The following is a 25,665-nucleotide window of genomic DNA, read 5'->3' as shown; positions in this document are numbered from 1 at the left end:
GAACTTCGACTCGCTGCCGTCCCGGTCAATCTGGCGCTTTGCTCCGCGTTGAGCAGCGGCAGGGACAGGCTCCACAGAGGCACCGCAGCACGGTCAATCGCTCCATTCCCTTAATTTTTTTCAGGTTCTCAGCCCGCCCCGCAGCGCCATTTCACCAACCTGTGCTTAAATCCGAAGTTCGCGCTGCTGCGTTCGTGCCACCGGCCAGCTGAACGAGCCATGCAGCGGGCCGCTGTCCGGCAAGAACAGGCCCTGCACGACGTGTTCGCAACGCACGCCGGCCAGGTACGGGCTGTTCCAGATCCCTTCATCGCATCAACAGGAGCGTGGTTGTGTGGCATTTTCCGGTTGCTATTCCACCCTCGCTGGGCGTGTGGGCCGTGTTCATGAGCGTGCTCGTCACGCAACTCGGCTTGCCGATTCCGGCGGCGCCGATGCTGATCCTCGGCGGAACGATGGCCGCCATGGGACAAACCTCTTATGCCAGCGTCATTGGGGCTGCCGTCTGCGCAACACTGCTGGCAGACTCGCTGTGGTTCTTCACTGGACGAACATACGGCCGGCGCTTGCTGAATCAGCTGGTGCGCTTCTCACTCTCGCTCGACACCACCGTCCGTGTCGCACGCAATACCTATGAACGGTACGGCGCGCCGATTTTGACTGTCGCCAAATTTCTGCCGGGACTCGGCCTGATCTCGGCGCCGCTGCTCGGCACCACGCCAATCAACGTCGGCGTGTTTCTGCTGTGGGATTTTGTCGGTGCGATGCTGTGGGCCAGCGTGTGGGTGATCGGCGGCGCGGCGCTTGACGATCAGATCGTGCAACTCGTGCTGCTCGTGCGCCATCACGGCGGCACGATTTTCGACGCGTTCGCGGCGATCTTCCTTGCCGTGCTCCTCTATCGCTACGTGCGCCGCTGGCAGTTCCGCCGCTGGCTCGCGCATATACGCATCTCGCCGGACCAGCTCGACGAACTGATGAAGTCCAATGAGCCGCCGCTGATCCTCGATGCCCGGCCGCACAGCATCCGCGCGAAAGAATCGCACCGCATTGCGGGCGCGCAGTTGCTGGACCTCGATTCGCCCGAGCCACTGCACCCCGACTTACTGAAGCGGCCGATTGTCGTCTACTGCGTCTGTCCTAACGAAGCGACGGCCAAGCGCATCGTCAATCAACTGCATCGAAAGAATATCCATCACGTCCGCGCGCTCAAGGGCGGCCTCGACGCATGGGAAAAACGCGGTTATCCAGTCGAGCCGCTGCCGCCCGACTTCGAGACGGCGATGGCCCATATGGCGGAAGACGAGGGTAACGAGGGCGAATACACCGTGCGGGCGCGGTTGGCGAAGTGACGACGGGCGCTTCAACCCACCCCACCGAACACAATGGGGCGGCATTAAAAACCGCTTGCGCATCATCTTCAATGTGTGCACTATGCATATATGCACGTTGCACACATTGAGGTACCGCTATGACGCAGCGCACAGAAAACCTGCTTGGCGTGCTCGCCCTGCTGGTCACGGACGAGATGAACGCGCAGCCTACCGTGGCCGCGCTCGCGGGCCCCACTGCCCGTGCCATGCTCAACGCGGTCGGTCAATATCCCGATTCATCCATTGAAGTATTGCGCGAGGCGGTCGATCTTTCGCATCCGGCCGCGGTCCGCGCCGTTGCGGGTCTGGTGGACGCGGGCCTCGTCGAAAAGAAATCCGGCACGGATAGACGTTCCGTCGCGCTTGCCTTGACCGCTTCCGGCAAGCGTGAAGCCAAACGCCTGCAAACGGCACGTGACCAGATGCTCCAACGCATCGTCGGGCAGCTCGACGAGCACGAACGTGAGGTGTTCGAAAGCCTGCTGATCAAGATCCTGTGGAACGAGACCCGCGATCCGGCACACGCCATGCAACTGTGCCGCCTTTGCGACGACGGCCCTTGCTTGAAAGCCGGCTGCCCGGTCGAATGCAGCGAACAGGGTCTGCCCATGCCCGCGCGGAGCGGCACATGAATGCCGCCGCGCCGGTGCGCTGGCCGGCGATCGCCGCGCTGACCGCGGTCTCGGCGCTCTCGCAGATCGGCCAGTTCGGCATCGGCTTCATGGTGCTGCCGGTGTGGCTGGCGCAGCGTGGCCTCGACGCACCGCGCGCCGGCCTCTTCTCCGCGTCGCAATGGACCGGCATGCTGGCCGGCTTGTTGATCGCGCCGTGGCTGGTGGAGCGGCTCGGTGCGAAACGCACGGTATCGCTCGGTCTCGCCGCCACGGTGGTTGCGTTCGCAACGATGAACGCGCTGTGGTGGCCGTTATGGCTCGTGCCTGGCCTGTTGACCGGACTCGGCATCGGTTTGCGCTGGATCGCCAATGAAACGTGGCTCTATCGGCTTGTGCCGGCCGAATCGAGCGGACGCGTAGTGGGCGTGCACGAAGCACTGATTGCCAGCGCTGGCGTCATCGGCCCGGCCCTGGCGGTGTGGTGCGCAGTCGACGGACGGATTACGTTCGCGGCTGGCGCAGCCTTCACGTTTGTGGCGGCCCTTCCCCTGTGGCTGACTGCGTCGGACGACAGGCCCTCCGCTGTCAAATCAGCACGGCCTGTGCGAACAGACTGCGCCGCAAAAAGCACCCCGGTCGGCACAATCGGCCCTATCGCCCCAATGGTCAGCCTCGGCATGGTGGTCGTCGCGGCAGGCGGCATCGGCGATGGCGCGCTCTACGGGCTCTTCCCGCTCTTTGCCGACGCCCACGGTCTCAGCACCACACAGACGGCCACGCTACTCACGTTATTCGGTGTCGGCGGCATGGCGCTGCAATTTCCGGTCGGCTGGTTCGCCGATCGCGCGGGCCTGGCGGCCACGGTGATCGTCTGCGCCGCGCTCAGCACGCTGGCGATCTGCGGGTTCGCGCTCGCCGCGCCCGCCTCATGGCTCGCCGGCGCGAGCGCCTTGCTGCTCGGCGGCATGAACAGCGCGTACATCACACTCGGCATGGTCGCGGCGGCATGCAGCGACAAAGCCGCGCTTACGCGCAACATGCGGCTGGTGTCGCTCACCTTTACCGCGAGTTCGATCGTGGGGCCGCTCATTGCCGGTTTCGCCATGAAAGCACGCGGCAGCGACATGCTGTTGTGGCAACTGGCGATCATGAGCGGCGCGCTTGTTGTCTACACGCTCGGCTTGCGCGAAGGCCGGCGTCAGCCCGATCGATCGTCGTCGATGGGCTGAGCCTGGATTGCGCTTCAAGACGATTGAACGTGCCTAGCGTTCAGCGACCTTCTTCTGCCGCCAAAGACACAACAGATCGCACGCAATATGCGCGGCGGCAATCGCCGTGATCTCGCTCTGGTCATAAGCGGGCGCCACTTCCACCACATCCGCGCCCACCAGGTTCAACGCACCGAGCCCGCGCACAATGGCCAGCCCCTGTGCCGACGACAAACCGCCCGCCACCGGCGTGCCCGTGCCCGGCGCGAACGCCGGATCGAGACAGTCGATATCGAAGGTCAGATACGCGGGCCGCTCGCCGACAATCGACGTGATCCGCTCCACCGCCGCCCGCGTGCCATGTTCATGGACCCAGGCGGCGTCGAGGATATTGATCCCCATGAAGTCGTCGTTCCACGTGCGAATGCCGACCTGCACCGAAGTCTTCGGATCGATCAGACCGTCTTTCACCGCCTTGTAGAACATCGAACCGTGATTCAGGCTGTCCGGGCTGTCGTCGGCCCAGGTATCGCAGTGGGCGTCGAAATGGATCAGCGAGAGTGGCTTCCCGTACTTCTCCGCATGCGCGATCAGCAGCGGATACGTAATGTAGTGATCGCCGCCGAGCGTCAGCATCTTCGCGTCCGAACGCAGAATCGTGCGCGCATGCTCGACGATCGATTCCTTGATCGTCATGGGATTGTGCGCGTCGAACCAGCAGTCGCCGTAGTCTGTCACGGCGAGATCGTCGAACGGATTGAAGCCCCACGGATACGGATGCAGCTCCGACAATTGCACGCTCGCCGCGCGCACCGCCGCCGGGCCAAGACGCGCGCCCGAACGGAACGTGGTGGCCAGATCGAGCGGCACGCCGGAGACCACGACGTCGACGCCGTCAAGTTCGCGGGTGTACTTGCGGCGCATGAACGACAACACACCCGCATAGGTGTTTTCGATCGACGAGCCATAAAGCGACGGACGACGGATCGCGCCGTCGCCATAAACGAGTTCAGTCATGGATGACCTGATACCTGATAAACATGCCGGAGCCGCACGCGGGGCTTCCAGGTGATGCGTGCAACGTCCGGCCTCGGATTCATTGGGAACGCGACGGCGTTTCTTTCAAACGCCGCCGCGCTGGCTTGCGAATCCTTTAGCGCAGCCGAACGAGCGTGGACTTCAGCTCGGTGTACTTCTCCAGCGCGTGCAACGACTTGTCACGGCCGTTGCCCGATTGCTTGTAACCGCCGAACGGGAAATTCATATCGCCGCCCTCGTCGTAGCAATTGACCCATACCGTACCGGCACGCAGCTTGCGCGACACTTCATGCGCGGTGGTGAGGTTCGAAGTCCACACGGCGGCGGCAAGACCATACTCGCTGTCATTAGCGATCCTGATCGCCTCTTCAACCGTGTCGAACGTAATCACCGACAACACCGGCCCGAAGATTTCCTCGCGCGCAACCTTCGCGCCGGTCGCCGGGATCTCGAAGATGGTCGGTTCGATATAGAAGCCGCCGGTCTCCTGCTTGACGCGCGAACCACCCAGCAGCAGCTTCGCTTCGGCGCGGCCCGCTTCGATATAACCGAGCACGCGTTCGAGTTGCACGTTATCGACAATCGCGCCCATCGAGGTTTGCGGGTCGAGCGGATTGCCCGGCGTATAGCTGCGCGCGGCGGCGATCAGCTTGTCGAGGAACACGTCCTTGATGTCTTTGTGCACGAGCAGGCGCGAACCTGCGGTGCACATTTCGCCCATGTTGTAGAAAATCGCGCCAGCCGCCGCGTTTGCCGCGCGGTCGAGGTCGGGGCAATCGGGCATCACGATGTTCGGCGACTTGCCGCCGAGTTCGAGCCACACGCGTTTCAGGTTCGATTGACCGGCGTATTGCATGATCAGCTTGCCGACGTTGGTCGAGCCGGTGAAGGCGAGACAGTCCACGTCCTGATGCAGCGCCAGCAGCTTGCCCGGTTCGCCCGCGCCGGGCACCACGTTGAACACGCCGGCAGGGATGCCGGCGTCCAGCGCGAGTTGAGCGAGGCGAATCGCGGTAAGCGGCGACTTCTCCGAAGGCTTGAGCACGACGCTGTTACCCGCGGCGAGCGCCGGGCCGAACTTCCACGACGCCATCAGGATCGGGAAATTCCACGGCACAACAGCCGCTACGACACCGATCGGCTCGCGCGTGACGAGCCCCACCAGATGATGATCGGCCGGCGCGACTTCGCCGCCGATCTTGTCGATGGCTTCAGCGAACCACTCGACGCAATAGGCGGCGCCCGGCACGTCCACCGAGGTGGTGTCGGCGATCGGCTTGCCTGCGTCCAGCGTTTCGAGCAGCGCGAGTTCGTCCATATGTTCACGGATCGACGCGGCCCAGCGCAGGAGGATCGCCTTGCGCTTGCGCGGATTGAGGCCCGACCACACGCCGGAATCGAACGCGCGGCGCGCGGCTGCCACGGCGGCGTCGACATCCGTCGCCCCGCTGTCAGCCACTTTGGCAAGCAGCTTGCCGTCGATCGGGCTCAGGCAGTCGAACGTGCGGCCGCCTTCAGCGTCACGGTACTCGCCGTCGATAAACGCACGGCCTTCGATCGAAAGCGTAGCGGCTTTGTCTTGCCAGAATGCGAGAGATTTCTTGTCCATCAGGATGCCTCATTGTTATGCGCTCGACGCACGCCGGCTCCGACTTCAAGCGGCCTGGAACTGCGTCGCGGCGCGTTGGCGCGGAGTCTTTAGAACGTGGGCGGCGAATTGGCCGACACGATCTCGCAGAGATGCTCCGCGCTGGGATTGCGAAAACGATGCGGTAGACGGCTTTCGAAGTAATAGCTGTCACCGGGGTCGAGCAGCCATGTGACACCGTCCACCGTCAGTTCGATCTGACCGCTGACCACCACCCCGCCCTCGTGCCCCTCGTGCTCCAGCATTTCCGGCCCGGTATCCGAGAGCGGCTGATAGACCTCGCGCAGAATGCCCATATTGCGGTCTTTCACACTGGAGCCGGCGAGATAGAACTCAATCGACTCATTGCCGAGATTCGGCATGTCGGCGCGGCGCGACACGACAGAGCGTTCCACCTCGACTTCAAAAGTGAAGAACTCGGCGAGACTCATCGGTATGCATTCAAGCAGTTTCTTCAGTGACCCCACCGACGGACTTACGCGGTTCTGCTCGATCAGCGAGATCGTGCCGTTGGTGACCCCCGCCCGTTTCGCCAGCTCGCGCTGGGACAGACCATTCTTCTTACGGATGTACTGCAGGCGGGTCGCAACTTCTATGGACATCGCTAGGTTCTCTGACATGGGAGACGATCGGGCGCGTGGGCTCGGGCAATGTGCGCCCGCGAGTGTTGAATATTCTAATCACTTTAATCGTTGCGCCGCTGGGGAAAACCCTGAAAGGATTCCGAAATATGATTTGCGCAACGAATGTTCCCGCTGACCGGGATTCCGCGGACACCCTCGGGAAAGCCCTGATAAATCTTTTATAAAAATGATTTGACGGCATTATTGGCTCGTATACGATGGTTCTCAGGCGATCGTCATGCCGGCGTCACGAAACACGAACATGTGTTTTTGACGCAGCGAACCCGGTTCGCAACGGTCAGAGACGGTCATCCCAGCGTCATGTTTCTTTAAACGCCCTGTGCGTTTTTCGAGCAAGCGTTCAATACTTTCAACGTCGCTAGTCGAGTGTAATCGTGAGAGTCCGAGGCCCTTTGGTGAGATGGAATCGAAGTCAGGCGAGTTGTCCTCGCGCTGACGGCGCCATCGCCGACGGCAGCAACGGCAGCCTTGCGTTCCGCCGCTTTCTGTCCGTCTTCACGATCCTGTCCCGCCGTTCAGTTCGACGTCACAACTCCATCTCCGCGCGCGCCTTCATTGCTGTGCGTACGGACGAAGTCGCCTCGCTGCTGCCGTAGCGCCTCCCCCTTTTCCGTCGTTCGATTCGTCCGTTTGCGTGAGCGCGCTCTCTCGAGCCATGCGTTCGTGCGTGTGCGGTGCCGTCTGCCGCGCAGCGCCTCATGCGGATCAGATCAATTGCGCACCGCAACGGACCGAATCGAACGGCACATCTAATTATCACGCGCGGCGCGTCCCGCTGACGACGACCGCCTGCACTACCCGGTGGCCTGACGCCTTGCGTCCGGCTGCGGAATGTTGCCGCGCCGTGTTTAACGTTGTTCATGCCGCGTCCCGCGGGGAACATACACGTCTATCTGATATGCGAAACAAACCCCTCGTCGGCATCAGCGCCGACAGAACGATGATGGGAGTCCACCCGTCGCACGTCACCGGCGAGAAGTACATCGCCGCGATCGTGGACGGCTCGCAGGCGCTGGCCATGTTGCTGCCGGCGCTCGGCGAGCGTCAGTCCACCGAGGACGTGCTGGCTACTGTCGACGGCTTACTGTTCACCGGCAGCTATTCGAATGTCGAGCCGCACCGCTACGGCGGCCATCCCAGCGCGCCGGGCACGCTGCACGACGCCGCACGCGATGCGACGACGCTGCCGCTGCTGCGCGCCGCGATCGCCGCAGGCGTGCCGGTGCTGGCGGTATGCCGGGGCTTTCAGGAAATGAACGTGGTGTTCGGCGGGACGTTGCATCAAAGCGTTCACGCGGTGGCCGGTCTGAACGACCATCGCGAGAACAAGGAAGACGACCTCGACGTGCAATACGCACCGTCGCATTCGATCACGCTGACGCAGGGCGGCTTGTTGCAGCGCCTCGCCGGCGGCACGAATGAAGCGCGTGTGAATTCATTGCACGGTCAGGGCGTCGAGCGGCTGGGCGTGGGTCTGGTGGCAGAAGCCACCGCGCCGGACGGATTGATCGAAGCGGTGAGTGTGAAAGATGCGCGTGCCTTCGCGCTGGGTGTGCAGTGGCACCCGGAATGGAAGCATGCAAACGACGCGCTTTCCACCGCGATCTTCCGTGCCTTCGGCGAAGCCTGCCGCGATCGAATGCGCACCAAGGCCGGCTATGGCGCGGCATCCGCCGCTGCCACGCATGCCTGAGCCGGTCGCGCACCAAAACTGAGAGAATAACCATGCATGAAATCGACGACTTCCTGAAGAAGAACCGCGTCACCGAAATCGAAGCGATCATTCCGGATATGGCCGGGATCGCACGCGGCAAGATCATTCCGCGCAGCAAGTTCGAATCCGGCGAATCCATGCGCTTGCCGCAGGCGGTGATGATCCAGACCGTCACAGGGGACTATCCGGAAGACGGCACGCTCACCGGCGTTACCGACCCGGACATGGTCTGCGTTCCCGACGCCAGCACCATCCGCATGATTCCGTGGGCCGTCGATCCGACCGCCCAGGTGATCCACGATTGCGTTCACTTCGACGGCACGCCCGTCGCAATCTCGCCGCGCCGTGTGCTGCGCCGCGTGCTCGAACTCTACAAGGCCAAAGGCTGGAAGCCGGTCATCGCGCCCGAGCTCGAGTTCTACCTGGTCGACATGAACAAGGACCCGGACCTGCCGCTGCAACCGCCGATCGGCCGTACGGGCCGTCCGGAGACCGGCCGTCAGGCGTACTCGATCGAAGCCGTCAACGAATTCGATCCGCTGTTCGAAGACATCTATGAATACTGCGAAGTGCAGGAACTGGAAGTCGACACGCTGATTCACGAAGTCGGTGCCGCGCAGATGGAAATCAACTTCATGCACGGCGATCCGCTGAAACTCGCCGACAGCGTGTTCCTGTTCAAGCGCACGGTGCGTGAGGCGGCGCTGCGTCACAAGATGTACGCGACCTTCATGGCCAAGCCGATGGAAGGCGAACCGGGCTCGGCGATGCACATGCACCAGAGCCTCGTAGACGAAGAAACCGGCCACAACCTGTTCACCGGTCCGGACGGCAAGCCCACGTCGCTTTTCACGGGCTATATCGCGGGCCTGCAGAAATACACGCCGGCACTGATGCCGATTTTCGCGCCGTACATCAACTCGTATCGCCGCCTGTCGCGCTTCATGGCTGCGCCGATCAACGTGGCATGGGGTTACGACAACCGCACGGTGGGTTTCCGGATTCCGCATTCGGGCCCGGCTGCGCGCCGCATCGAAAACCGCATTCCGGGCGTGGACTGCAATCCGTATCTCGCGATCGCAGCAACGCTGGCTGCCGGGTATCTTGGCATGACGCAAAATCTGGAACCGACCGAGCCGCTGCTCAGCGACGGTTACGAACTGCCCTACCAGTTGCCGCGCAATCTGGAAGAGGGGCTGACGCTGATGGGCGCGTGCGAACCGATGGCCGAGATTCTCGGCGAAAAATTCGTCAAGGCCTACCTCGCACTGAAAGAAACCGAATACGAAGCGTTTTTCCGCGTGATCAGTTCGTGGGAACGCCGGCATTTGCTGCTGCACGTCTAAGGCCCTTGCTAACGACGTCACCCGCAAACGCAAAAAAATTGGAGGCAGTATGAGCTACAGAACAGAAGAAGTCGCTTACGTGCAGACGGCCCAACCCGCGGCCAGCGTACAAGCCGCACAACAGCAACGCAGCACCGCCGAATACCGCGCGCTCGACGCCGCGCACCACATCCATCCGTTTTCGGATATGGGTTCGCTCAATCGCAGCGGCAGCCGCGTAATCGTCAAGGCACAGGGCGTGTACCTGTGGGATTCAGACGACAACAAGATCATCGACGGCATGGCCGGTTTGTGGTGCGTGAACGTCGGTTATGGCCGTAAGGAACTGGCTGACGCAGCGTACCGCCAGATGCAGGAACTGCCCTTCTACAACACCTTCTTCAAGACGACGCACCCGCCGGTGATCGAACTGTCGGCCTTGCTCGCGGAGCTGGCGCCGGAACCGTTCAACCACTTCTTCTATTGCAACAGCGGCTCGGAAGGCAACGACACCGTGCTGCGCATCGTTCACCAATACTGGGCGACGCAAGGCAAGCACTCGAAGAAGTTCGTCATCTCGCGCAAAAACGGCTATCACGGTTCGACAATCGCGGGCGGTACACTGGGCGGCATGGGCTACATGCACGAACAGATGCCCTCGAAGGTCGAGAACATCGTGCATATCGACCAGCCGTATTTCTTCGGCGAAGCACAAGGCAATCTGACGCCGGAAGAATTCGCTCTGGCCCGCGCGCAGCAACTGGAAGCCAAGATTCTCGAAATCGGCGCGGACAACGTGGCCGCGTTTATCGGTGAGCCTTTCCAGGGCGCGGGCGGCGTGATCTTCCCGGCTTCGACGTACTGGCCGGAAATCCAGCGCATCTGCCGCAAATACGACATCCTGCTGGTCGCCGACGAAGTGATCGGCGGCTTCGGCCGGACCGGTGAATGGTTCGCGCATCAGCACTTCGGTTTCGAGCCGGATCTGATCACGCTGGCCAAGGGCCTGACAAGCGGCTATGTGCCGATGGGCGCAGTCGGCCTGCACGATCGTGTTGCCAAGGCGATCATCGAGAACGGCGACTTCAATCACGGCCTCACGTACTCCGGTCACCCGGTGGCCGCGGCCGTGGCGATCGCCAATCTGAAGCTGCTGCGCGACGAGAAGATCGTCGAGCGCGTCAAGACCGACACGGGTCCGTACTTCCAGAAGAAGCTGCGCGACACCTTCGCCAATCACCCGATCATCGGCGAAATCTCCGGTGCGGGTCTGGTGGCCGGCCTGCAACTCGCAGAAGACCCGAAAGCGCGCAAGCGCTTCGCCAATGGCGGTGAAGTCGGCACGATCTGCCGCGACTTCTGCTTCAACGGCAACCTGATCATGCGCGCCACCGGCGACCGGATGCTGCTCTCGCCGCCGCTCGTGATCAACAAGCTGGAAATCGACGAGATCGTTTCGAAGGCGAAAAAAGCCGTCGACGCGACCGCACAACAACTCGGAATTTCGTAACGGCAGTTCGTTCCGGCATGAGCACACCCACGATACGCGCTCATGCCGGTTCTTCACATCAAGGGAAAAAACCATGAGCGTTTGTCATCTTCGTCATGCGGTCGCGGGGGCCGCGCTTCTCGCCTTCACGGGTTTTGCGGCGTTGTCGGTTACGCCGGCCCTTGCGGCCGACACGGAACTGAATGTGTACAACTGGTCGGACTACATCGCGAAGGACACGATTTCGAACTTCGAGAAGCAGGACGGCATTCACGTCAAATACGACAACTACGATAGCGACGATACGTTGCAGGCCAAACTGCTCGCGGGCAGCTCCGGTTACGACATCGTGGTGCCGACGTCGAACTACATGGCCAAGCAGATTCAGGCCGGCGTGTATCAGAAGCTCGACAAGTCAAAGCTGCCGAACCTGTCGAACCTTGACCCTGTGCTGATGAAGATGATCTCCGATGCCGATCCGGGCAACCAGTACGGTGTGCCTTGGGCCTACGGTACTGACGGCATCGGCTACAACGTGCAAGCCGTGCAGAAGGCGCTCGGTGCGAATGCGCCGGTGGATAGCTGGGCACTCGTGTTCGACCCGGCCAATCTGTCGAAGCTGAAAGGCTGCGGCGTGTCGTTCCTCGATCAGGCAGTCGACGTGTTCGCCGCCACCTTGCAATACATGCATAAGGATCCGAACAGCACGAACCCCGCCGACTATCAGGCCGCGTTCGAAGTGCTGAAGAAAGTCCGCCCGTATATCACCCAATTCAATTCGTCGGGTTACATCAACGACCTCGCTAACAACGACATCTGCGTCGCGGTGGCATGGTCCGGCGACGTCGGCATCGCCAGCCGCCGTACCGCGGAAGCCAAGCGTTCGTATCAGGTGAAATTCTCGAACGTCAAGGAAGGCGGTCTGCTGTGGTTCGACGTGATGGTGATCCCGAAAGACGCACCGCATCCCGAAGCCGCGCTGAAGTGGATCAACTACATCGAAGATCCGAAGGTCAACGCAGCGATTACCAATGAAGTGTTCTACCCGACCGCGAACAAGGCCGCGCGCCAGTTCGTCATTCCGGGTGTCGCACAGGATACGACCGTTTATCCGGGCGACGAAGTGCTGAGCAAGATGACACTGATGAAACCGATGCCCACCGACATTCTGCGCCTTGAAAATCGTCTTTGGGCGCAGCTTAAAACCGGCCACTGATTTAAGCCAAACTAAAAAGAATCGATCCCGCGCTCAGGGATCGCTCGAACCCTGAGCGCATGAATGGCAGTAACGGTAGTCAGCCTGCGTGCTATTAGCGTCCCACTGGCGCGCAGTCCCATGTTTTCCGATCGCAGCGCATCTTGCGAGCCGCTTCCCGCGACTCGTATGGAGACACTTGCGCTCGCGATCCGCAAGGAATGGTTACATCATGAACTCGACGACATCACATAGCGTAGCCGGCGCCACCCAGATGGCCCGCCCCGCACCGACGACAAAATCGAAATCGGACGAATTCGTTCGCATCGAAAATGTCGTGAAGAAATTCGGCGACAGCACCGCTGTCGACAACGTCAATCTGAGCATTGCGAAGAACGAATTGTTCGCGCTGCTCGGCAGCTCCGGCTGCGGCAAGTCCACGCTCCTGCGCATGCTCGCAGGGCTCGAGTCGGTCACGTCCGGCCGCATTTTCGTCGACGGCGAAGACCTTGCCGCGATGCCACCGTACAAGCGGCCGGTCAACATGATGTTCCAGTCGTATGCGCTGTTCCCGCACATGAGCGTCGAAGCGAATATCGCCTTCGGCCTCAAGCAGGAAGGCACGCCGAAGAACGAGATCAAGGAGCGTGTTGCCGACGCGCTGCATCTCGTGCAGATGAGCAAATACGCGCAACGCAAGCCGCACCAGTTGTCCGGCGGACAGCAGCAGCGTGTGGCGCTGGCCCGCTCGCTCGTCAAGCGCCCCAAGCTGCTGCTGCTCGACGAACCAATGTCGGCGCTCGACAAGAAGATCCGTCAGAAGACCCAGCTCGAACTGGTGAACATCATCGAGAAGGTCGATGTGACCTGCGTGATGGTGACGCACGATCAGGAAGAAGCCATGACCATGGCCGGGCGCCTCGCCGTGATGAGCGAAGGCCGCATCGTGCAGATCGGCTCGCCCAGCCAGGTGTACGAGTTTCCGAATAGCCGCTTCTCGGCCGAGTTCATCGGCTCGACCAACCTGTTCGAAGGCACCGTGGTCGCGGATGAGCCGGACCATATCTTCGTGGAAAGCGAAGACCTCGAATCGCGCATCTACGTGAGCCACGGCATTACCGGCCCGCTCGGCATGCCGGTGGGAATCTCCGTGCGCCCGGAACGCGTGAAGGTCTCGCTCGACAAGCCCTCGACGCCGCACAACTGGGCGCGCGGCGTGGTGTCGGACGTCGCGTACATGGGCAGCTATTCGCTGTATCACGTGCGCCTGCCGAGCGGTAAGACGGTCGTGTCGAATCTCTCCAGCTCGCACCTCATGAGCGAAGGTGTGCCGTCCTATAACGACGACGTGTTCGTCTACTGGTCGCCGGCTAGCGGCGTGGTGCTGACGCAATGAGCAATCCCACTACCTCCTCCCCCGCGGTGCTCGGCGCGCCGTCCGGCAGCCGTCTGCTCGGCTCGCTGAAAAAACGCCTCTCGATACTGGTGCCGTCTGGCCGTACGACCGTGATCGGCGTGCCGTTCATGTGGCTCTTCGTGTTCTTCGCGTTGCCGTTCGTGCTGGTGCTGAAAATCAGCTTCGCCGATCTGCGCCTTGGCATTCCGCCGTACACGGATCTCGTGACGGTCAAGGACGGCATGGTGCACTTCGCCATGCAGCTCAGCCATTACGCCTTCCTGCTGCAGGACGATCTGTACGTTGCCACGTACATCAGCTCGCTGAAAATGGCCGGAGTCTCGACCTTCTTCTGCCTGTTGATCGGCTACCCGATTGCGTACTACATCGCCCGCTCGGAACCCACCAAGCGCAACCTGCTGATGATGGGCGTGATGCTGCCGTTCTGGACGTCGTTCCTGATCCGCGTCTATGCATGGATCGGCATTCTGAAGGACGACGGCCTGCTCAATCACACGCTGATGGCCATCGGCATGATTCATTCGCCGTTGCGCCTCTACCACACGGATATTGGCGTCTATATCGGCATGGTTTATTCGTACCTGCCGTTCATGGTGATGCCGCTGTATGCGCACCTGGTGAAGATGGATCTGACGCTGCTCGAAGCGGCCTACGACCTCGGTTGCAAACCGTGGACCGCGTTCACGCGCATCACCTTGCCGCTGTCCAAGAACGGCATTATCGCCGGCAGTCTGCTGGTGTTCATTCCGGCGGTCGGCGAGTACGTGATTCCTGAACTGCTGGGCGGCGCCGACACGCTGATGATCGGCCGCGTGATGTGGGATGAATTCTTCAATGATATGGACTGGCCGATGGCATCCGCTGTCACCGTCGCGATGGTTCTACTGCTGCTCGTGCCGATGGCCGTGTTCCAGTACTACCAGGTCAAGGAACTGGAAGGTGCGAAATGATCAAGCCTAATAGAACGCTTTCCAATAGCGTGCTGACGTTCGGATTTCTGTTTCTGTATATCCCGATCATCAGCCTGGTGGTGTATTCGTTCAACGAGTCGAAGCTCGTCACGGTCTGGTCCGGCTTCTCGCTCAAGTGGTATGGCGCGCTGCTGCAAGACGGGGAACTGCTCAGTGCAGCGTGGTTGTCGCTGAAAATCGGTCTGCTGACCGCGTGTGCATCGGTAGTGATCGGTACGTGGGCAGGCTTCGTGCTGGCCCGCTTCGGTCGCTTTCGCGGCTTCACGCTGTTCGCCGGCATGATCAACGCGCCGCTCGTGATTCCTGAAGTGATTCAGGGCATCTCGCTGCTGTTGCTGTTCGTCGCGCTCGAACAGATGCTCGGCTGGCCGAAGGGCCGTGGCCTCTTCACGATCTGGATCGGCCACGTGATGCTCTGCGTGTCGTACGTGGCGATCATCGTGCAATCGCGGGTGAAGGAGCTCAACAAGTCGCTCGAAGAAGCCGCACTCGATCTCGGCGCGACGCCCTTCAAGGTGTTCTTCCTGATCACGCTGCCGCTGATCTCGCAGGCCCTGATGTCCGGCTGGCTGCTGTCGTTCACGCTGTCGTTCGACGACCTCGTGCTTTCCGCGTTCCTGTCCGGTCCTGGTTCGACCACGCTGCCGCTCGTCGTGTTCTCGCGTGTGCGCCTCGGCCTGAATCCGGAAATGAACGCGCTCGCCACGATTTTCATCACCACGGTGACGATCGGCGTGATCGCAGTCAACCGCTGGATGCAAGTGCGTGAGCGCAAGCGCAACCGCGACATGCAGATGGCTTTCGCACTTGCCGAAGCCGCCGACCCCTTGCCGTCAGCACCACAACAAGCCGCCGTACGGAAGTCGCTCGATACGGCACGCGCATAAGAAGTCCTTTTGCAATACGACCAATAAGGAGAATTTGCATGAGAAAGAAGCTCATCTGTCTGTTGGTGGCGGGGAGTTTGCCAGGCTTTGCCATGGCAGACGCCACCAGCGACCAGATCAAGGCGCTACAGGCCCAGCTCAACGCACTGCAAAAGGAGGTGAAGCAGTTGCGTTCCGAGGTAGCGTCCAAGCCGAAGGCGGCGGCAGCAGCGACCGCGGCACCGGCTCCGGCTCCCGCTGTGGTGGCGGCGCCGGTCGACATCTCCTCGCCGGATTACGGCAAGGCGCAGGCGACGCTGACCAACGATCAGGTCGATTCGATGAAGCAGCAGATCGCCAATCAGCAGTTGAAGGTCGACTCGCTGGTGGATGCGGCGAACACAGGGCCGATCGCCGGCTTGTCGGTGACCGGTTATATCGACCCGACCTACTTGTATAACCGCGCGCAGAGCAGCTCGTCGTTCCTGTTCGCGAACCACGAAAATAGCTACAACTACTTCAACAGCACGTTCGGCGATCTGTACCTGGACATCAAGAAGACCTTCGGTGTCGGCCCGATGGCGCCGTCGGCCGAAATTACCTTGATGCCGAACCGCGGCAACGGTATTACGCTGCTTGCGAACGAGCATGGCAATATCGGCAACAACATCCTGAACACGGCGGTCATCAACGTGCCGTTGACGGCGACGACGACGCTCGTTGCCGGTTTGATTCCGAGCTTCGGCGGTTACGAAGTGCAGCAATCGAACCAGATGCTGACGCTGACGCACAACCTGCTGTATGACTTCTCGGATCCGGGCAGCTACATCGGTATCGGCGCGAACTATACGACGGGTAACTGGGCGTGGAAGTTCTTCCTCGGCAACGAGCAGTACCGCACGTACGGCGCGACGACGCAGGTCGGCACCAACGCGCTGGGCGATCCAATCACGACCAGCAACAAGATCCCGACCTTCACTTCGCGGGTCGACTACACCTGGTCGAGCGCACTGGATGTGGGCGGCTCGTTCAACATCGGCCGTCAGACTTTGCCTAGCGCGCAGGCACTCGATGCCAACGGCAACCCGATTCCGGGTTCGTTCGTCTACGGCGTAGGCGGCCAGTCGCCGAGCTCGGGCGGTACGTTCTTCTTCACCGAAGCCGACCTGACCTACACGCTCGCCGACGTGCAGTACAACGCCGAACTCGACTACGGCCAGCAGCAGAACGCCGCGTACAACGGCGGCCAGGCGCAGTGGTACGGCCTCTCGCTGCTCGCGCACCGCAAGTTCAGCATGCCGGTGGTGGGCCGTATGGGCGTGACGGCACGCTATGACCTGCTCGTCGACAGCAAGAACGGCGGCGGCGGCGGTGGCATCGCGCTGAATGGCAACGGCATGGATACGGCTGACGGCTTCGGCATCGGCGCAGACTGCTTCGCGAACTCGTCGAATCACGGCTTCGAGTGCAAGGGCGCCACCCGTCAGGACGTCGCACTCGACCTGTTGTTCTTCCCGACCCAGCAGATCACGGTCAAGGTGGAATATCGTCACGACTGGGCGAACAAACAGGTGTTCCTGAAGAACGACGGCTCGTACGGCAAGTCCAACGACCTGCTCGCGACGCAGTTCATCTACTCGTTCTAACACGACCCGCCTCATCGCGTGGCCCGGCTTCACTACGGGCCACGCGCCAAGGCCTCTTCTGCATGCTCTGCCTATGCTCCAATTCTCGAACCAGCCTCACGTCGCCTCGTATTACGCAGCAACCGCAAACGACACCACCCGCCACCCTCCCCTCGAAGAAACGCTCAACGTCGACGTCTGTGTGATCGGCGCGGGCCTCACCGGCATCTCGACCGCGTTGAACCTCGCCGAGCGCGGTCATTCGGTCGCGGTGCTCGAAGCATCGAAAGTCGGCTGGGCCGCGAGCGGCCGCAATGGTGGCCAGTTGATCGGCGGCTTTGCCTGCGATATCGACACATTCGCGAAGTTCATGCCCGCGGATGACGTGAAGCGTGTTTGGGACATGGGGCTCGAAACCCTGGATATCGTCAAGGAACGCGTCGCGAAGCATCAGATCGACTGCGACCTGACCATCGGTTACCTGACCGCGGCGAACAAGCCGCGCGATACAGACGCGCTCCAGAAATGGCGCGACGAAGCGCAACGGCGCTTCGGCTATGACCGCTTCAGCTATGTCGACGCCGATGGCGTCGGCGATTATGTTCAATCTCAACGCTACCTCGGTGGATTGTTCGATGCGGACAGCGGCCATCTGCATCCGCTGAATTACACACTCGGTCTGGCGCGCGCGGCACGCGAGGCCGGCGTACAGATTTTCGAAGACAGTTGCGTCACCGCGTTGCGCCAGGAAAACGGCCGGCATGTGGCCGAAACCGCGCGCGGCAAGGTCAATGCGCAATTCGTCGTGCTCGCCTGCAACACCTATCTCGGCCAACTCGCGCCGGATCTCGCCAGCAAGATCATGCCGGTGGGCACCTACGTGATCGCCACCGAACCGCTCGACCCCGATCGCGCGGAAGCGCTGATGCCGGCGAAAGCGGCCGTGTGCGACAGCCGCTTCGTGCTGGACTATTTCCGCCCTGCCCCGGACAATCGCTTGCTGTGGGGCGGCAAAGTCAGCTATTCGACGTTCGCGCCGCGCAACCTCGGTGAAGCGATGCGCCGCGATATGCTGAAGACTTTCCCGCAACTCGACGATGTCAAAATCGACTATGCGTGGGGCGGCTTCGTCGACATTACGATGAATCGCGCGCCGCATTTCGGCCGGCTATCGCCCACCGTATATTTCGCGCAGGGTTTCTCCGGCCACGGCGTGAACACCACCGGGCTCGCGGGCAAGCTGATCGCCGAAGCGATCGACGGTCAGGCCTCGCGCTTCGATCTGTTCGGCAAGATTCGTCACCGCGACTTCCCCGGCGGCGCTACACTGCGCACCCCTGCCCTCGTACTTGCGATGGCCTGGTATCGAATGAAGGACCTGCTTTGATGAATGCACCGACTCCTGGTTTCAACACCCTCGACCACCGCGCCGATGCGCTGATCGCCAACTCCTACTACGAGGCGAGCGCCGCGCGTCCGCCGGCTGACGATCCGATGCTCGACGGCACGCTGGAGGCCGACGTCTGCGTGATCGGCGCGGGCTTCTCCGGTTTGTCGGTGGCGTTGGAATGCCGGGCGCGCGGATTGTCGGTGGTTGTGCTCGATGCGCATCGTCCCGGTTGGGGCGCGTCGGGTCGCAACGGCGGCCAGACGTTGGTGGGATTCGCGAAAGACGAGATCATCGAACGGCAACTCGGACTCGACGGCGCACGCGCCGCGTGGGCGATGTCGGTGGAAGGCGTGGCTCTCGTGCGCGAGCGCATCGAACGCTACGGCATCGATTGCGATTTCACCTCCGGCTATCTCACGGTGGCCACCAAACCGAAGCGTGTGCCGGATTTGCGTTCGTGGATGGAATCGGCGTCGCAACGCTGGGGCTATACGAAACTCTCGTGGCTCGATACCGATGAAGTGCGTTCACGCGTCGCTTCGCAACGTTATCTGGCGGGCGTCTACGATCCGTTTTCCGGTCATCTGCATCCGCTCAAATACTGCCTCGGTCTCGCCGATGCGGCACGTCGTGAAGGTGCGCAACTGTTCGCGCATTCGCCGGTGATCGAAGTCGTGCGTGGTGCACGGCCCGTCGTGCGGACCGCTAATGGCGAGGTACGCTGCCGCTTCGTCGCGGCATGCGGCAATGCCACGATCGGCGACGTGTTGCCGGCGCCGGTGGCCGCACGCATCGCGCCGATCGCGTCCTATATCGTTGCGACGGAACCGCTCGGTCAGGCGCGCGCCGACGCACTGATCAAAGGACGCGAGGCGATTTGCGACAACAACTTCTTCCTCGATTACTTCCGTCTGTCGGCTGATCATCGCGTGCTGTTCGGTGGCCGCGCGAGTTCGACCGGCGCGTCGCCCGTGCAACTCGGCGAGGAAATCCGCAAGCGCATGATCAGCGTGTTCCCGCAGCTAGGCGATGTGCGAATCGACTATGCGTGGGGCGGTTTTGTCGACGTGACGCGCAATCGTGCACCCGATTTCGGCTCGATCGATCCGAACTACTTCTACGTACAGGGCTTTTCAGGTCACGGCGTGGCGTTGACCGGGATTGCTGGGCGCATGATTGCTAAAGCCATGGCCGGTGATACCGCAGCCTTCGATCTGTTCGCGCAGTTGCGGCATGCGCGCTTTCCGGGTGGGCCGGCATTGCGCGGGCCGGCGCTTGAACTCGGGATGATGTATCACCGGATTCTGGAGTTGTTCTAGGAAGATTTTCAGGCGCCGGTTGTTGTCCTCTCGTGGTCTAGCTGCGTAGAGCGCTCCACGCCACTTCAAACGTCGACTCGATGCCCTGGATATCTTCGAGTGCGAAATCGCGAACAATGAAGATCGCCGTCGTCTCTGATGCGCTGCCCGGCGCCAGCCTGCGCGGCGCCGCGAACGTCGTGCCAACGCTCTGCAAGAGAACTCGATCGGAAGACGACGCTCCCGCGACAATCGCCTTCATCCTCAACAGGCGCTCCCCCGTCGCGCCGGCAATGTTCTCGAGCCAGTCGAGCACATCCTGCCAGTCTGCCTGCGAAACGAACCGCGCTCGAAACACCTGCACGCGAGGGTGAATTAACGCTCGCGGTCTGAACACTTGCTCGTCGACGAGGGATGAGCCAGCGGCGAACACATCCCCGAAATCGCGAAACGCCTCCCGCGCGCGCGCCGAAAGCGAAAATTCGTCAATCACACGAGCGAGCGGATTCAGCGTTCGCGCGGTGTCTCCCGCAAGTGTCCGGAGGGACGGAATGACAATGTCGGTCTTGGTCAGTACGATCGTATGAGCGGCAACAAGCTGCGCCACCGCATCATCAGAGTCGCCATAGTCGGCAGGTGGACGACTGCAGTCGTAAGTGACGACAACATGAACGCGAAGCTTTAATTCCGCTAGCTGATTCAACGCGAGCATCACTTGCCCAGGCTTCGATAATCCACTGCATTCGAGCACTATTCGTTCAAACGGTGGCAGTAACAACTGCTCACGTGTGGCGGCCAGATCGCTAATCGTCGTCACCAGGTCGTCGGTCAACGAGCAGCATACGCACCCGTTGCTCAGCGTCGCCACCGTGGCGCCATGCGCGGATTCCGACAATACAGCCCCGTCAATGTTGACTGCGCCGACCTCGTTGACAATCACCGCTGTCGCCGTGTCAACGCTCGTGCCGTCTAGAAAGGCCTCAACGAGCGACGTCTTCCCGCTCCCAAGCAGGCCCGCGAGAATCACCAGTTGCGTCGGCGCACCCATCCCTTTCACTCCGCCCTGCTGTCGAATGGCCCCTCGCCATTCGGCCAGGTTGCCGCAACCATCACCCGGACATCCGCCAGCAATTCCGCAACGTCGAACACGATGCCGCCTTTGATCGTGAACCGCAACGCGCGCTGCTGCTCAAGAGCGCCACGCCCGTCGTTCAACCGCAGTGCACCCGTACCGTACAGCAACTTGAAATCGGACAATGGATTCTGGTCGTGCACAAGCAGGTCAGCACGACTACCGACTTCGAGCGTGCCGGTATCATGGTCGATGCCGAGCAGTTCCGCACCATGCAGCGTCGCTGCACGCAACACCTCCAGCGGTGAGAAGCCTGCCTCCTGCAAGAGTTCGAGCTCGCGCACGAAGCCGAAACCGTAGATCTGGAACATGAAACCCGAGTCGCTTCCAATACATACGCGACCGCCGCGATTCTTGTAGTCGTTGAGGAATGTCATCCAGATACGGAAGCTTTCGCGCCATTCAACCTCGTTCTTTACCGACCAGCGATAGAAATAGGCGCCATGACCGCCACGCTGCGGCTGGAAGTACTTCCATGTCGTGCTATCCGTGTAGGCTTCATGCCATTCGGCGCGGCGCGCGCGCATGAGATCGCGGTTGCTGTCGTAGACGTTCATTGTCGGCACGAACGTATGGCCAGCCTCGAGAAACGCAGCGAGCGCGTCGTCCCACTTGCGACTGCCTCGGCGCGCGGCCTGCAGGAATGTCTGTCCAGCCGTCGCGAAACGCAAATACTCGTCGTTATAGTTGTAGTTGTCGTCGATGTCCTGCAACGTACGGCCGTCGAACAACGCTTCGGGCAAGCCATACGAGTGCTCGGTGCTCGTCAGCCCCCACTGCGCTGTCCTCAGCGCATTCATCCGCCCCACGGACAATTGCGCGTGGTGACAGCATGTCCGCAAGCCGAGTTTTGCGCATTCGTCGAGCGCAGCCTGCATGATCGCCGGTGGGGCACCGAAGAACTTCACACCTTCAGCACCCTTGTCCCGCACCTGCCTGAGCCATTCACGGCCCTCGTCGGGGTTGTAGATCGTCTTCAGGTAGTCGTTGACAGCCGGGAAATAGACATAAGGATGCAGATGCGGCGCCGCAATCCGGTTCGCTTCCGACGCGTCTTCCTGCTCACGCGTCCACGCAAGTCCGTTCATGCAGCCAGCCTCGCGAACGGAGGTAACGCCGTGTGCGAGCCAGAGTTTGTAGACATAGTCCGCAGGCATCATCTCGCCACTTTCCGCATGGAACGGCGTGCCGATGTGTGCATGGCTGTCAATGAAGCCGGGGGTAAGGAACTTGCCGGCGCAGTCGATTTCGCGGTCCCCCTCGGCTGGCCGGCGAGTATCGTTGATCGGCAAACCAGGCACGCCGACCGCGGCGATCGTGACGATCCGGTCGCCCTCGATGACAATGTCGGCCGGTCCCCACGGCGGCGCACCCGTTCCGTCGATGACCATCGCGCCGCGCAGCACGAGCCGTCCGAACGGCCCTTCGCCGCGATCCCTCGTAGTCGACGGCCGGAGTTGCCCCAGTCCCTTGCGGCCGAAACCCGCGACCATCTCCTCGCCCACCTCGATCGCGGCCTTTGAGGGGTTCGTCATGTCACCTCCAGATATCTCGTCACGTGCCATGCGGCACGTGTGATGCGATTTCAGATAGCGCGGCGTGTGCCGACGTCAGAAAACTTTTGTGCCAGGTGCGACGTCACGCTCGGTTGTCAGATACGCGACGGCGCCTTCGGACCGCTCGACGCCGAGCATCAACACCTCAGACTTGAAGCCGGCGATCCGGCGCGTGCCGAGATTGACCGCGCAGACGACCGACCTCCCGACGAGCTGCTCCGGCTGGTACAACTCCGTATATTGCGCACTCGTCGTGCGCTCGCCCAGTTCGCCGAAATCAATCCAGAGCTTGTACGCCGGCTTCTTCGCTTCGTGGTTGAGTTCCACACGCACGACCTTGCCGACACGCAGGTCGACCTGATTGAACGCTTCATACGCACTGCCTTCACTCATCATCTCTCTCGATTAGTTTCCATTGCACACAAGTTCGATGCGATCATCATGGATCTGACGTAACGCGCGACCTCGCCGGTTTCAGACCAGACGACGCTGGAACCGGCTCGGTCGGCATGAGCTTCTCCGGCATCATTAATCCATACGTCGTCGTATCCAAGTTCGGTTGCCAGGCGGCGTGCGGCCACATGGTCCCCGGACCAGATCCATGCCGCCCGCCCCCTTCCGGTCGACGTCGCCATCTCGACCATCTCTTCTGTCTCGGCAAACCGCAGTACCGGCAGCAGCGGCCCCGCGTGTGCGTCCTCGACAATTCGCATGCCGGGCCGCACGTGATCAATCACGGTCGGCGCAAAGTACAAACCGCCCAGGCGCCTGCCCCCAATCACGACCCGCGCGCCGTCGCATACCGCGTCCTCAATCTGTTCGTCGATGATGTTCAAAGTCAGGCTGTCGACCAATGGCCCAACCTGGGTCCGCGCATCGAGCGAGTCACCGCAGCGCAATTCGGCCGTACGCACGACCACCGCGCGAACCAGATGCTCCGCAACACGCTCGTCGACATAGAGCCGGTTCGCGCTCGTACAATCCTGTCCCGCATTACGCAGAAACGTGACGGTGACGAGCGCATCCGCCGCGCGTTCGAGATCGGCATCCGCCAGCACGACGAACGGCATCTGGCCGTCTACTTCAAGCAACACGTCCTTGCACGCGTCAGCGCATTTGCGCGCCAGGTGCTGGCCAACATCTCGGCCTCCGATGAACGAAACCATGCCGATGCGTGCGTCGGCCATGAACTCATCAGCCGCGGTAACGGAGTCGTCTGTCGTCAACACTTGCAGCGTGCCAGTCGGGCCGCCGACGGCATCCCACAGGCTCGCCACTGTCAACGCGCTCAGCGGCGCGCGGGACGACGGCTTCAGGATCACGGGGCAACCTGCGGCGAGCGCAGGCGCGACCCGGCGCACCGTCGTCAGCACTGGTTGGCACCAGTTGGTGATCGCGGCTACCGGGCCAATAGGCCGCAACCGGTGCTCGAGCCTCCGCTCACCAAGGTGTTCCGTGACAGCCGCCACCTCCGTCAGCCTGCTCTGCTCGGCATAACACTCGATCGCGCGGATCGCGTCGCTGACCTCTCGCCGCGCCTCGCCGATCGGCTTGCCGGTCTCGAGTGTCACCGTCGTTGCGACGCGACCGGCGTCGTCGACGAGCCGTGCCGCCCATTTCCTCAGCAGAGTGCTGCGAACCCCGGAAGTGGTTTCACGCCATGGACTCGCGGCGCAACACGCCGCCTCGATCGCCAGTAGCGCCTGCTGTCTCCCGCATGCCGACACCTGTGCGATGACGAGTCCTGTAGCCGGGTTGACGACTGGAAATGTCGCCGGAATGCGATCGAGCACACCCGCCAGACGCGCATGCCATTGCGGGACGACCTCGTGGGCGTGCATCGCGTGCATCGTTCAAGCTGCGCGCTTCGCGGTAGTGACTGCGCGCCCGAACATAGCCAGCGCGTCTGTCACATCCTGCGCCGACGTCGTGAGCGGCGCGAGGAAACGGACAACGTTGCGTTCGACGCCGCACTTGATCAGCAGCAAGCCTTCGTCGCGCGCTGCATCGAGCACGCGCTGCACGAGTGCAGCCGCGGGAGTCTTCGTGCGTCGATCCGTCACGAACTCGACCGCCACCATCGAACCCGTCTGGCGAACTTCGCCCATCTCGTCGTGCGCCTCGGCGAGTACCAGGAGTCCTTCGCGGAGCTGCGCGCCGATCTCGCGGCTGCGTTCGATAACGTTCTCACGCTCGAACAGGTCGAGTACCGCGTTCGCCGCCGCGCAAGCGAGCGGATTGCCGCCATACGTACCGCCGAGCCCACCCGGCAGTGGGGCGTCGACCATGTCCGCCCGGCCGACGACGCCTGAAAGCGGCAGTCCCCCCGCGAGGCTCTTTGCGACCGTCACAAGGTCGGGCTGGATACCGGAATGTTGGAAACCGAACATCTGCCCGGTACGGCCGAAGCCCGTCTGGATCTCGTCCGCGATCAGCACGATCCCGTGACGCTGAGTAAGCGCGCGCAACGCCTGCATGAATTCCGGCGGCGCTGCGAGAAAACCACCGTCACCCTGCACCGGCTCGAGGATGATCGCCGCGACGCGCTCTGCGGCAATCTGCGTCGTGAAGATCTGCTCGAGCGCGGCAAGCGCGTCGTCCGACGACACGCCGTGGTACGCGTTCGGATACGGAGCGTGATAGACATCCGGCGCGAACGGCCCGAAGTTCTGTTTGTACGGGGCACTCATTCCGGTCAGCGTCATCCCCATCAGCGTACGGCCGTGGAAGCCACCGCGGAACGCGATGATGCCAGGCCGATTCGTGTAAGCACGTGCGATCTTGATCGCATTCTCGACAGCCTCAGCGCCCGTCGTGAAGAATGCCGACTTGTAACCCTGCCCGGGTGCAACAAGTTCTGACAGTCGCGCAGCAAGACGAACGTACGGCTCGTAAGCGACCACCTGAAAGCACACGTGGGAGAACGACTCCAGTTGCTGCTGGACGGCTGCGACGACCGCCGGGTGGTTGTGCCCGACGTTCAGGACACCAATGCCTCCGACGAAATCCAGATACTTCAGGCCGTCCTCGTCCCACAAGTACGAGCCGGTCGCACGCTGCGCAAAAATCGGATGCGCGGTCGCGACGCCGCGTGCCACATACGTTTGCCGCATCGCGGCCAGTTGGCTGGTCGTATTCAGTTCTCGACTGCTCATCAGGTTC

At 61.8% G+C, this 25,665-nt stretch carries 21 protein-coding genes; 13 read left to right on the top strand and 8 right to left on the bottom strand.

Annotated features, from left to right (window positions below; all coding sequences use genetic code 11):
* Positions 1-332: 332 nt before the first annotated feature.
* The 3 genes from M0D67_RS27805 (at position 333) to M0D67_RS27795 (ending at position 3,216) form a co-directional block, all read left to right on the top strand.
* The gene (locus tag M0D67_RS27805; RefSeq protein ID WP_171926167.1) at positions 333-1,352 is read left to right on the top strand and encodes a VTT domain-containing protein; all 1,020 of its coding nucleotides are present in this window, start codon (positions 333-335) and stop codon (positions 1,350-1,352) included.
* A gap of 119 nt (positions 1,353-1,471) precedes the next feature.
* Positions 1,472-2,005: a MarR family winged helix-turn-helix transcriptional regulator gene (locus tag M0D67_RS27800; RefSeq protein WP_266240516.1), complete on the top strand. Its 534-nt coding sequence runs from the start codon at positions 1,472-1,474 to the stop codon at positions 2,003-2,005.
* The gene (locus tag M0D67_RS27795) at positions 2,002-3,216 is read left to right on the top strand and encodes an MFS transporter (protein WP_266240515.1); all 1,215 of its coding nucleotides are present in this window, start codon (positions 2,002-2,004) and stop codon (positions 3,214-3,216) included. The genes M0D67_RS27800 and M0D67_RS27795 overlap by 4 nt, the downstream gene beginning before the upstream one ends.
* Before the next feature lie 33 nt (positions 3,217-3,249).
* Here M0D67_RS27795 and speB read toward each other — a convergent pair whose 3' ends face one another.
* The 3 genes from speB to M0D67_RS27780 all read right to left on the bottom strand — a co-directional run bounded on the left by speB (position 3,250) and on the right by M0D67_RS27780 (position 6,483).
* Positions 3,250-4,212 carry an agmatinase gene (speB, locus tag M0D67_RS27790; RefSeq protein ID WP_093645064.1) on the bottom strand — a complete coding sequence of 321 codons (963 nt, stop codon included), beginning with the start codon at positions 4,210-4,212 and terminating at the stop codon, positions 3,250-3,252.
* Between the two features lie 136 nt (positions 4,213-4,348).
* Positions 4,349-5,842: an aldehyde dehydrogenase gene (locus M0D67_RS27785; RefSeq protein WP_266240514.1), complete on the bottom strand. Its 1,494-nt coding sequence runs from the start codon at positions 5,840-5,842 to the stop codon at positions 4,349-4,351.
* 89 nt (positions 5,843-5,931) lie between these two features.
* Complete coding sequence (locus M0D67_RS27780; protein ID WP_054042828.1) at positions 5,932-6,483, bottom strand: cupin domain-containing protein; 552 nt, start codon at positions 6,481-6,483, stop codon at positions 5,932-5,934.
* Positions 6,484-7,423: 940 nt separating this feature from the next.
* Here M0D67_RS27780 and M0D67_RS27775 point away from each other — a divergent pair.
* The 10 genes from M0D67_RS27775 to M0D67_RS27730 all read left to right on the top strand — a co-directional run bounded on the left by M0D67_RS27775 (position 7,424) and on the right by M0D67_RS27730 (position 19,836).
* Positions 7,424-8,218 carry a gamma-glutamyl-gamma-aminobutyrate hydrolase family protein gene (locus M0D67_RS27775; protein WP_200620380.1) on the top strand — a complete coding sequence of 265 codons (795 nt, stop codon included), beginning with the start codon at positions 7,424-7,426 and terminating at the stop codon, positions 8,216-8,218.
* Positions 8,219-8,250: 32 nt separating this feature from the next.
* Entirely contained in the window at positions 8,251-9,585 is a 1,335-nt protein-coding gene (locus tag M0D67_RS27770; protein ID WP_154565606.1) for a glutamine synthetase family protein, read from the top strand.
* Between the two features lie 49 nt (positions 9,586-9,634).
* Positions 9,635-11,074, top strand: a complete 1,440-nt coding sequence (locus M0D67_RS27765; RefSeq protein ID WP_266240513.1) for an aspartate aminotransferase family protein — start codon at positions 9,635-9,637, stop codon at positions 11,072-11,074.
* Positions 11,075-11,147: 73 nt separating this feature from the next.
* Positions 11,148-12,269 (top strand): polyamine ABC transporter substrate-binding protein, encoded by a 1,122-nt coding sequence (locus M0D67_RS27760; RefSeq protein WP_154565608.1) that lies wholly within the window; start codon positions 11,148-11,150, stop codon positions 12,267-12,269.
* Between the two features lie 253 nt (positions 12,270-12,522).
* Positions 12,523-13,644 carry an ABC transporter ATP-binding protein gene (gene potA, locus M0D67_RS27755; protein ID WP_266240529.1) on the top strand — a complete coding sequence of 374 codons (1,122 nt, stop codon included), beginning with the start codon at positions 12,523-12,525 and terminating at the stop codon, positions 13,642-13,644.
* Positions 13,641-14,615 carry an ABC transporter permease subunit gene (locus tag M0D67_RS27750; RefSeq protein WP_154565609.1) on the top strand — a complete coding sequence of 325 codons (975 nt, stop codon included), beginning with the start codon at positions 13,641-13,643 and terminating at the stop codon, positions 14,613-14,615. The genes potA and M0D67_RS27750 overlap by 4 nt, the downstream gene beginning before the upstream one ends.
* A complete protein-coding gene (locus M0D67_RS27745) occupies positions 14,612-15,523 on the top strand; it encodes an ABC transporter permease subunit (RefSeq protein ID WP_097396186.1) in 912 nt (303 codons plus the stop codon). The genes M0D67_RS27750 and M0D67_RS27745 overlap by 4 nt, the downstream gene beginning before the upstream one ends.
* 38 nt (positions 15,524-15,561) lie before the next feature.
* On the top strand, positions 15,562-17,148 hold the full coding sequence (locus tag M0D67_RS27740; RefSeq protein WP_266240512.1) for a DUF3138 family protein: 1,587 nt from the start codon (positions 15,562-15,564) through the stop codon (positions 17,146-17,148).
* Between the two features lie 73 nt (positions 17,149-17,221).
* Entirely contained in the window at positions 17,222-18,514 is a 1,293-nt protein-coding gene (locus M0D67_RS27735) for an FAD-binding oxidoreductase (protein ID WP_266240511.1), read from the top strand.
* Positions 18,514-19,836, top strand: coding sequence for an FAD-binding oxidoreductase (locus tag M0D67_RS27730; protein WP_266240510.1), 1,323 nt, complete (start codon positions 18,514-18,516; stop codon positions 19,834-19,836). Before M0D67_RS27735 ends, M0D67_RS27730 begins: the two co-directional genes overlap by 1 nt.
* A gap of 37 nt (positions 19,837-19,873) precedes the next feature.
* Here the strand turns inward: M0D67_RS27730 and M0D67_RS27725 are convergent, their stop codons facing one another.
* From M0D67_RS27725 to gabT, 5 genes are all read right to left on the bottom strand, one after another.
* On the bottom strand, positions 19,874-20,863 hold the full coding sequence (locus tag M0D67_RS27725; protein WP_266240509.1) for a GTP-binding protein: 990 nt from the start codon (positions 20,861-20,863) through the stop codon (positions 19,874-19,876).
* Positions 20,864-20,868: 5 nt separating this feature from the next.
* Positions 20,869-22,482, bottom strand: a complete 1,614-nt coding sequence (locus M0D67_RS27720) for an amidohydrolase family protein (RefSeq protein WP_266240508.1) — start codon at positions 22,480-22,482, stop codon at positions 20,869-20,871.
* Between the two features lie 75 nt (positions 22,483-22,557).
* Entirely contained in the window at positions 22,558-22,896 is a 339-nt protein-coding gene (locus M0D67_RS27715; protein ID WP_266240507.1) for a tRNA-binding protein, read from the bottom strand.
* Positions 22,896-24,344 (bottom strand): aldehyde dehydrogenase family protein, encoded by a 1,449-nt coding sequence (locus M0D67_RS27710; RefSeq protein ID WP_266240506.1) that lies wholly within the window; start codon positions 24,342-24,344, stop codon positions 22,896-22,898. Before M0D67_RS27710 ends, M0D67_RS27715 begins: the two co-directional genes overlap by 1 nt.
* A gap of 12 nt (positions 24,345-24,356) precedes the next feature.
* A complete protein-coding gene (gene gabT / locus M0D67_RS27705; protein WP_266240505.1) occupies positions 24,357-25,658 on the bottom strand; it encodes a 4-aminobutyrate--2-oxoglutarate transaminase in 1,302 nt (433 codons plus the stop codon).
* Between the last annotated feature and the right edge of the window lie 7 nt (positions 25,659-25,665).

The sequence above is a fragment of the Paraburkholderia sp. SECH4 genome, from assembly GCF_030511745.1.
GTDB lineage: Bacteria > Pseudomonadota > Gammaproteobacteria > Burkholderiales > Burkholderiaceae > Paraburkholderia > Paraburkholderia madseniana.
This window is presented reverse-complemented; position numbering and strand designations above follow the sequence as displayed.

Coding starts and splice junctions, on each gene's coding strand:
- M0D67_RS27725 (WP_266240509.1), bottom strand. CDS start 20,863: ATGGGTGCGCCGACGCAACTGGTGATTCTCGCGGGCCTGCTTGGGAGC.
- M0D67_RS27795 (WP_266240515.1), top strand. CDS start 2,002: ATGAATGCCGCCGCGCCGGTGCGCTGGCCGGCGATCGCCGCGCTGACC.
- speB (WP_093645064.1), bottom strand. CDS start 4,212: ATGACTGAACTCGTTTATGGCGACGGCGCGATCCGTCGTCCGTCGCTT.
- M0D67_RS27745 (WP_097396186.1), top strand. CDS start 14,612: ATGATCAAGCCTAATAGAACGCTTTCCAATAGCGTGCTGACGTTCGGA.
- M0D67_RS27750 (WP_154565609.1), top strand. CDS start 13,641: ATGAGCAATCCCACTACCTCCTCCCCCGCGGTGCTCGGCGCGCCGTCC.
- M0D67_RS27710 (WP_266240506.1), bottom strand. CDS start 24,344: ATGCACGCCCACGAGGTCGTCCCGCAATGGCATGCGCGTCTGGCGGGT.
- M0D67_RS27760 (WP_154565608.1), top strand. CDS start 11,148: ATGAGCGTTTGTCATCTTCGTCATGCGGTCGCGGGGGCCGCGCTTCTC.
- M0D67_RS27770 (WP_154565606.1), top strand. CDS start 8,251: ATGCATGAAATCGACGACTTCCTGAAGAAGAACCGCGTCACCGAAATC.
- M0D67_RS27785 (WP_266240514.1), bottom strand. CDS start 5,842: ATGGACAAGAAATCTCTCGCATTCTGGCAAGACAAAGCCGCTACGCTT.
- M0D67_RS27740 (WP_266240512.1), top strand. CDS start 15,562: ATGAGAAAGAAGCTCATCTGTCTGTTGGTGGCGGGGAGTTTGCCAGGC.
- gabT (WP_266240505.1), bottom strand. CDS start 25,658: ATGAGCAGTCGAGAACTGAATACGACCAGCCAACTGGCCGCGATGCGG.
- M0D67_RS27715 (WP_266240507.1), bottom strand. CDS start 22,896: ATGAGTGAAGGCAGTGCGTATGAAGCGTTCAATCAGGTCGACCTGCGT.
- M0D67_RS27775 (WP_200620380.1), top strand. CDS start 7,424: ATGCGAAACAAACCCCTCGTCGGCATCAGCGCCGACAGAACGATGATG.
- M0D67_RS27720 (WP_266240508.1), bottom strand. CDS start 22,482: ATGACGAACCCCTCAAAGGCCGCGATCGAGGTGGGCGAGGAGATGGTC.
- potA (WP_266240529.1), top strand. CDS start 12,523: ATGGCCCGCCCCGCACCGACGACAAAATCGAAATCGGACGAATTCGTT.
- M0D67_RS27800 (WP_266240516.1), top strand. CDS start 1,472: ATGACGCAGCGCACAGAAAACCTGCTTGGCGTGCTCGCCCTGCTGGTC.
- M0D67_RS27765 (WP_266240513.1), top strand. CDS start 9,635: ATGAGCTACAGAACAGAAGAAGTCGCTTACGTGCAGACGGCCCAACCC.
- M0D67_RS27780 (WP_054042828.1), bottom strand. CDS start 6,483: ATGTCCATAGAAGTTGCGACCCGCCTGCAGTACATCCGTAAGAAGAAT.
- M0D67_RS27735 (WP_266240511.1), top strand. CDS start 17,222: ATGCTCCAATTCTCGAACCAGCCTCACGTCGCCTCGTATTACGCAGCA.
- M0D67_RS27730 (WP_266240510.1), top strand. CDS start 18,514: ATGAATGCACCGACTCCTGGTTTCAACACCCTCGACCACCGCGCCGAT.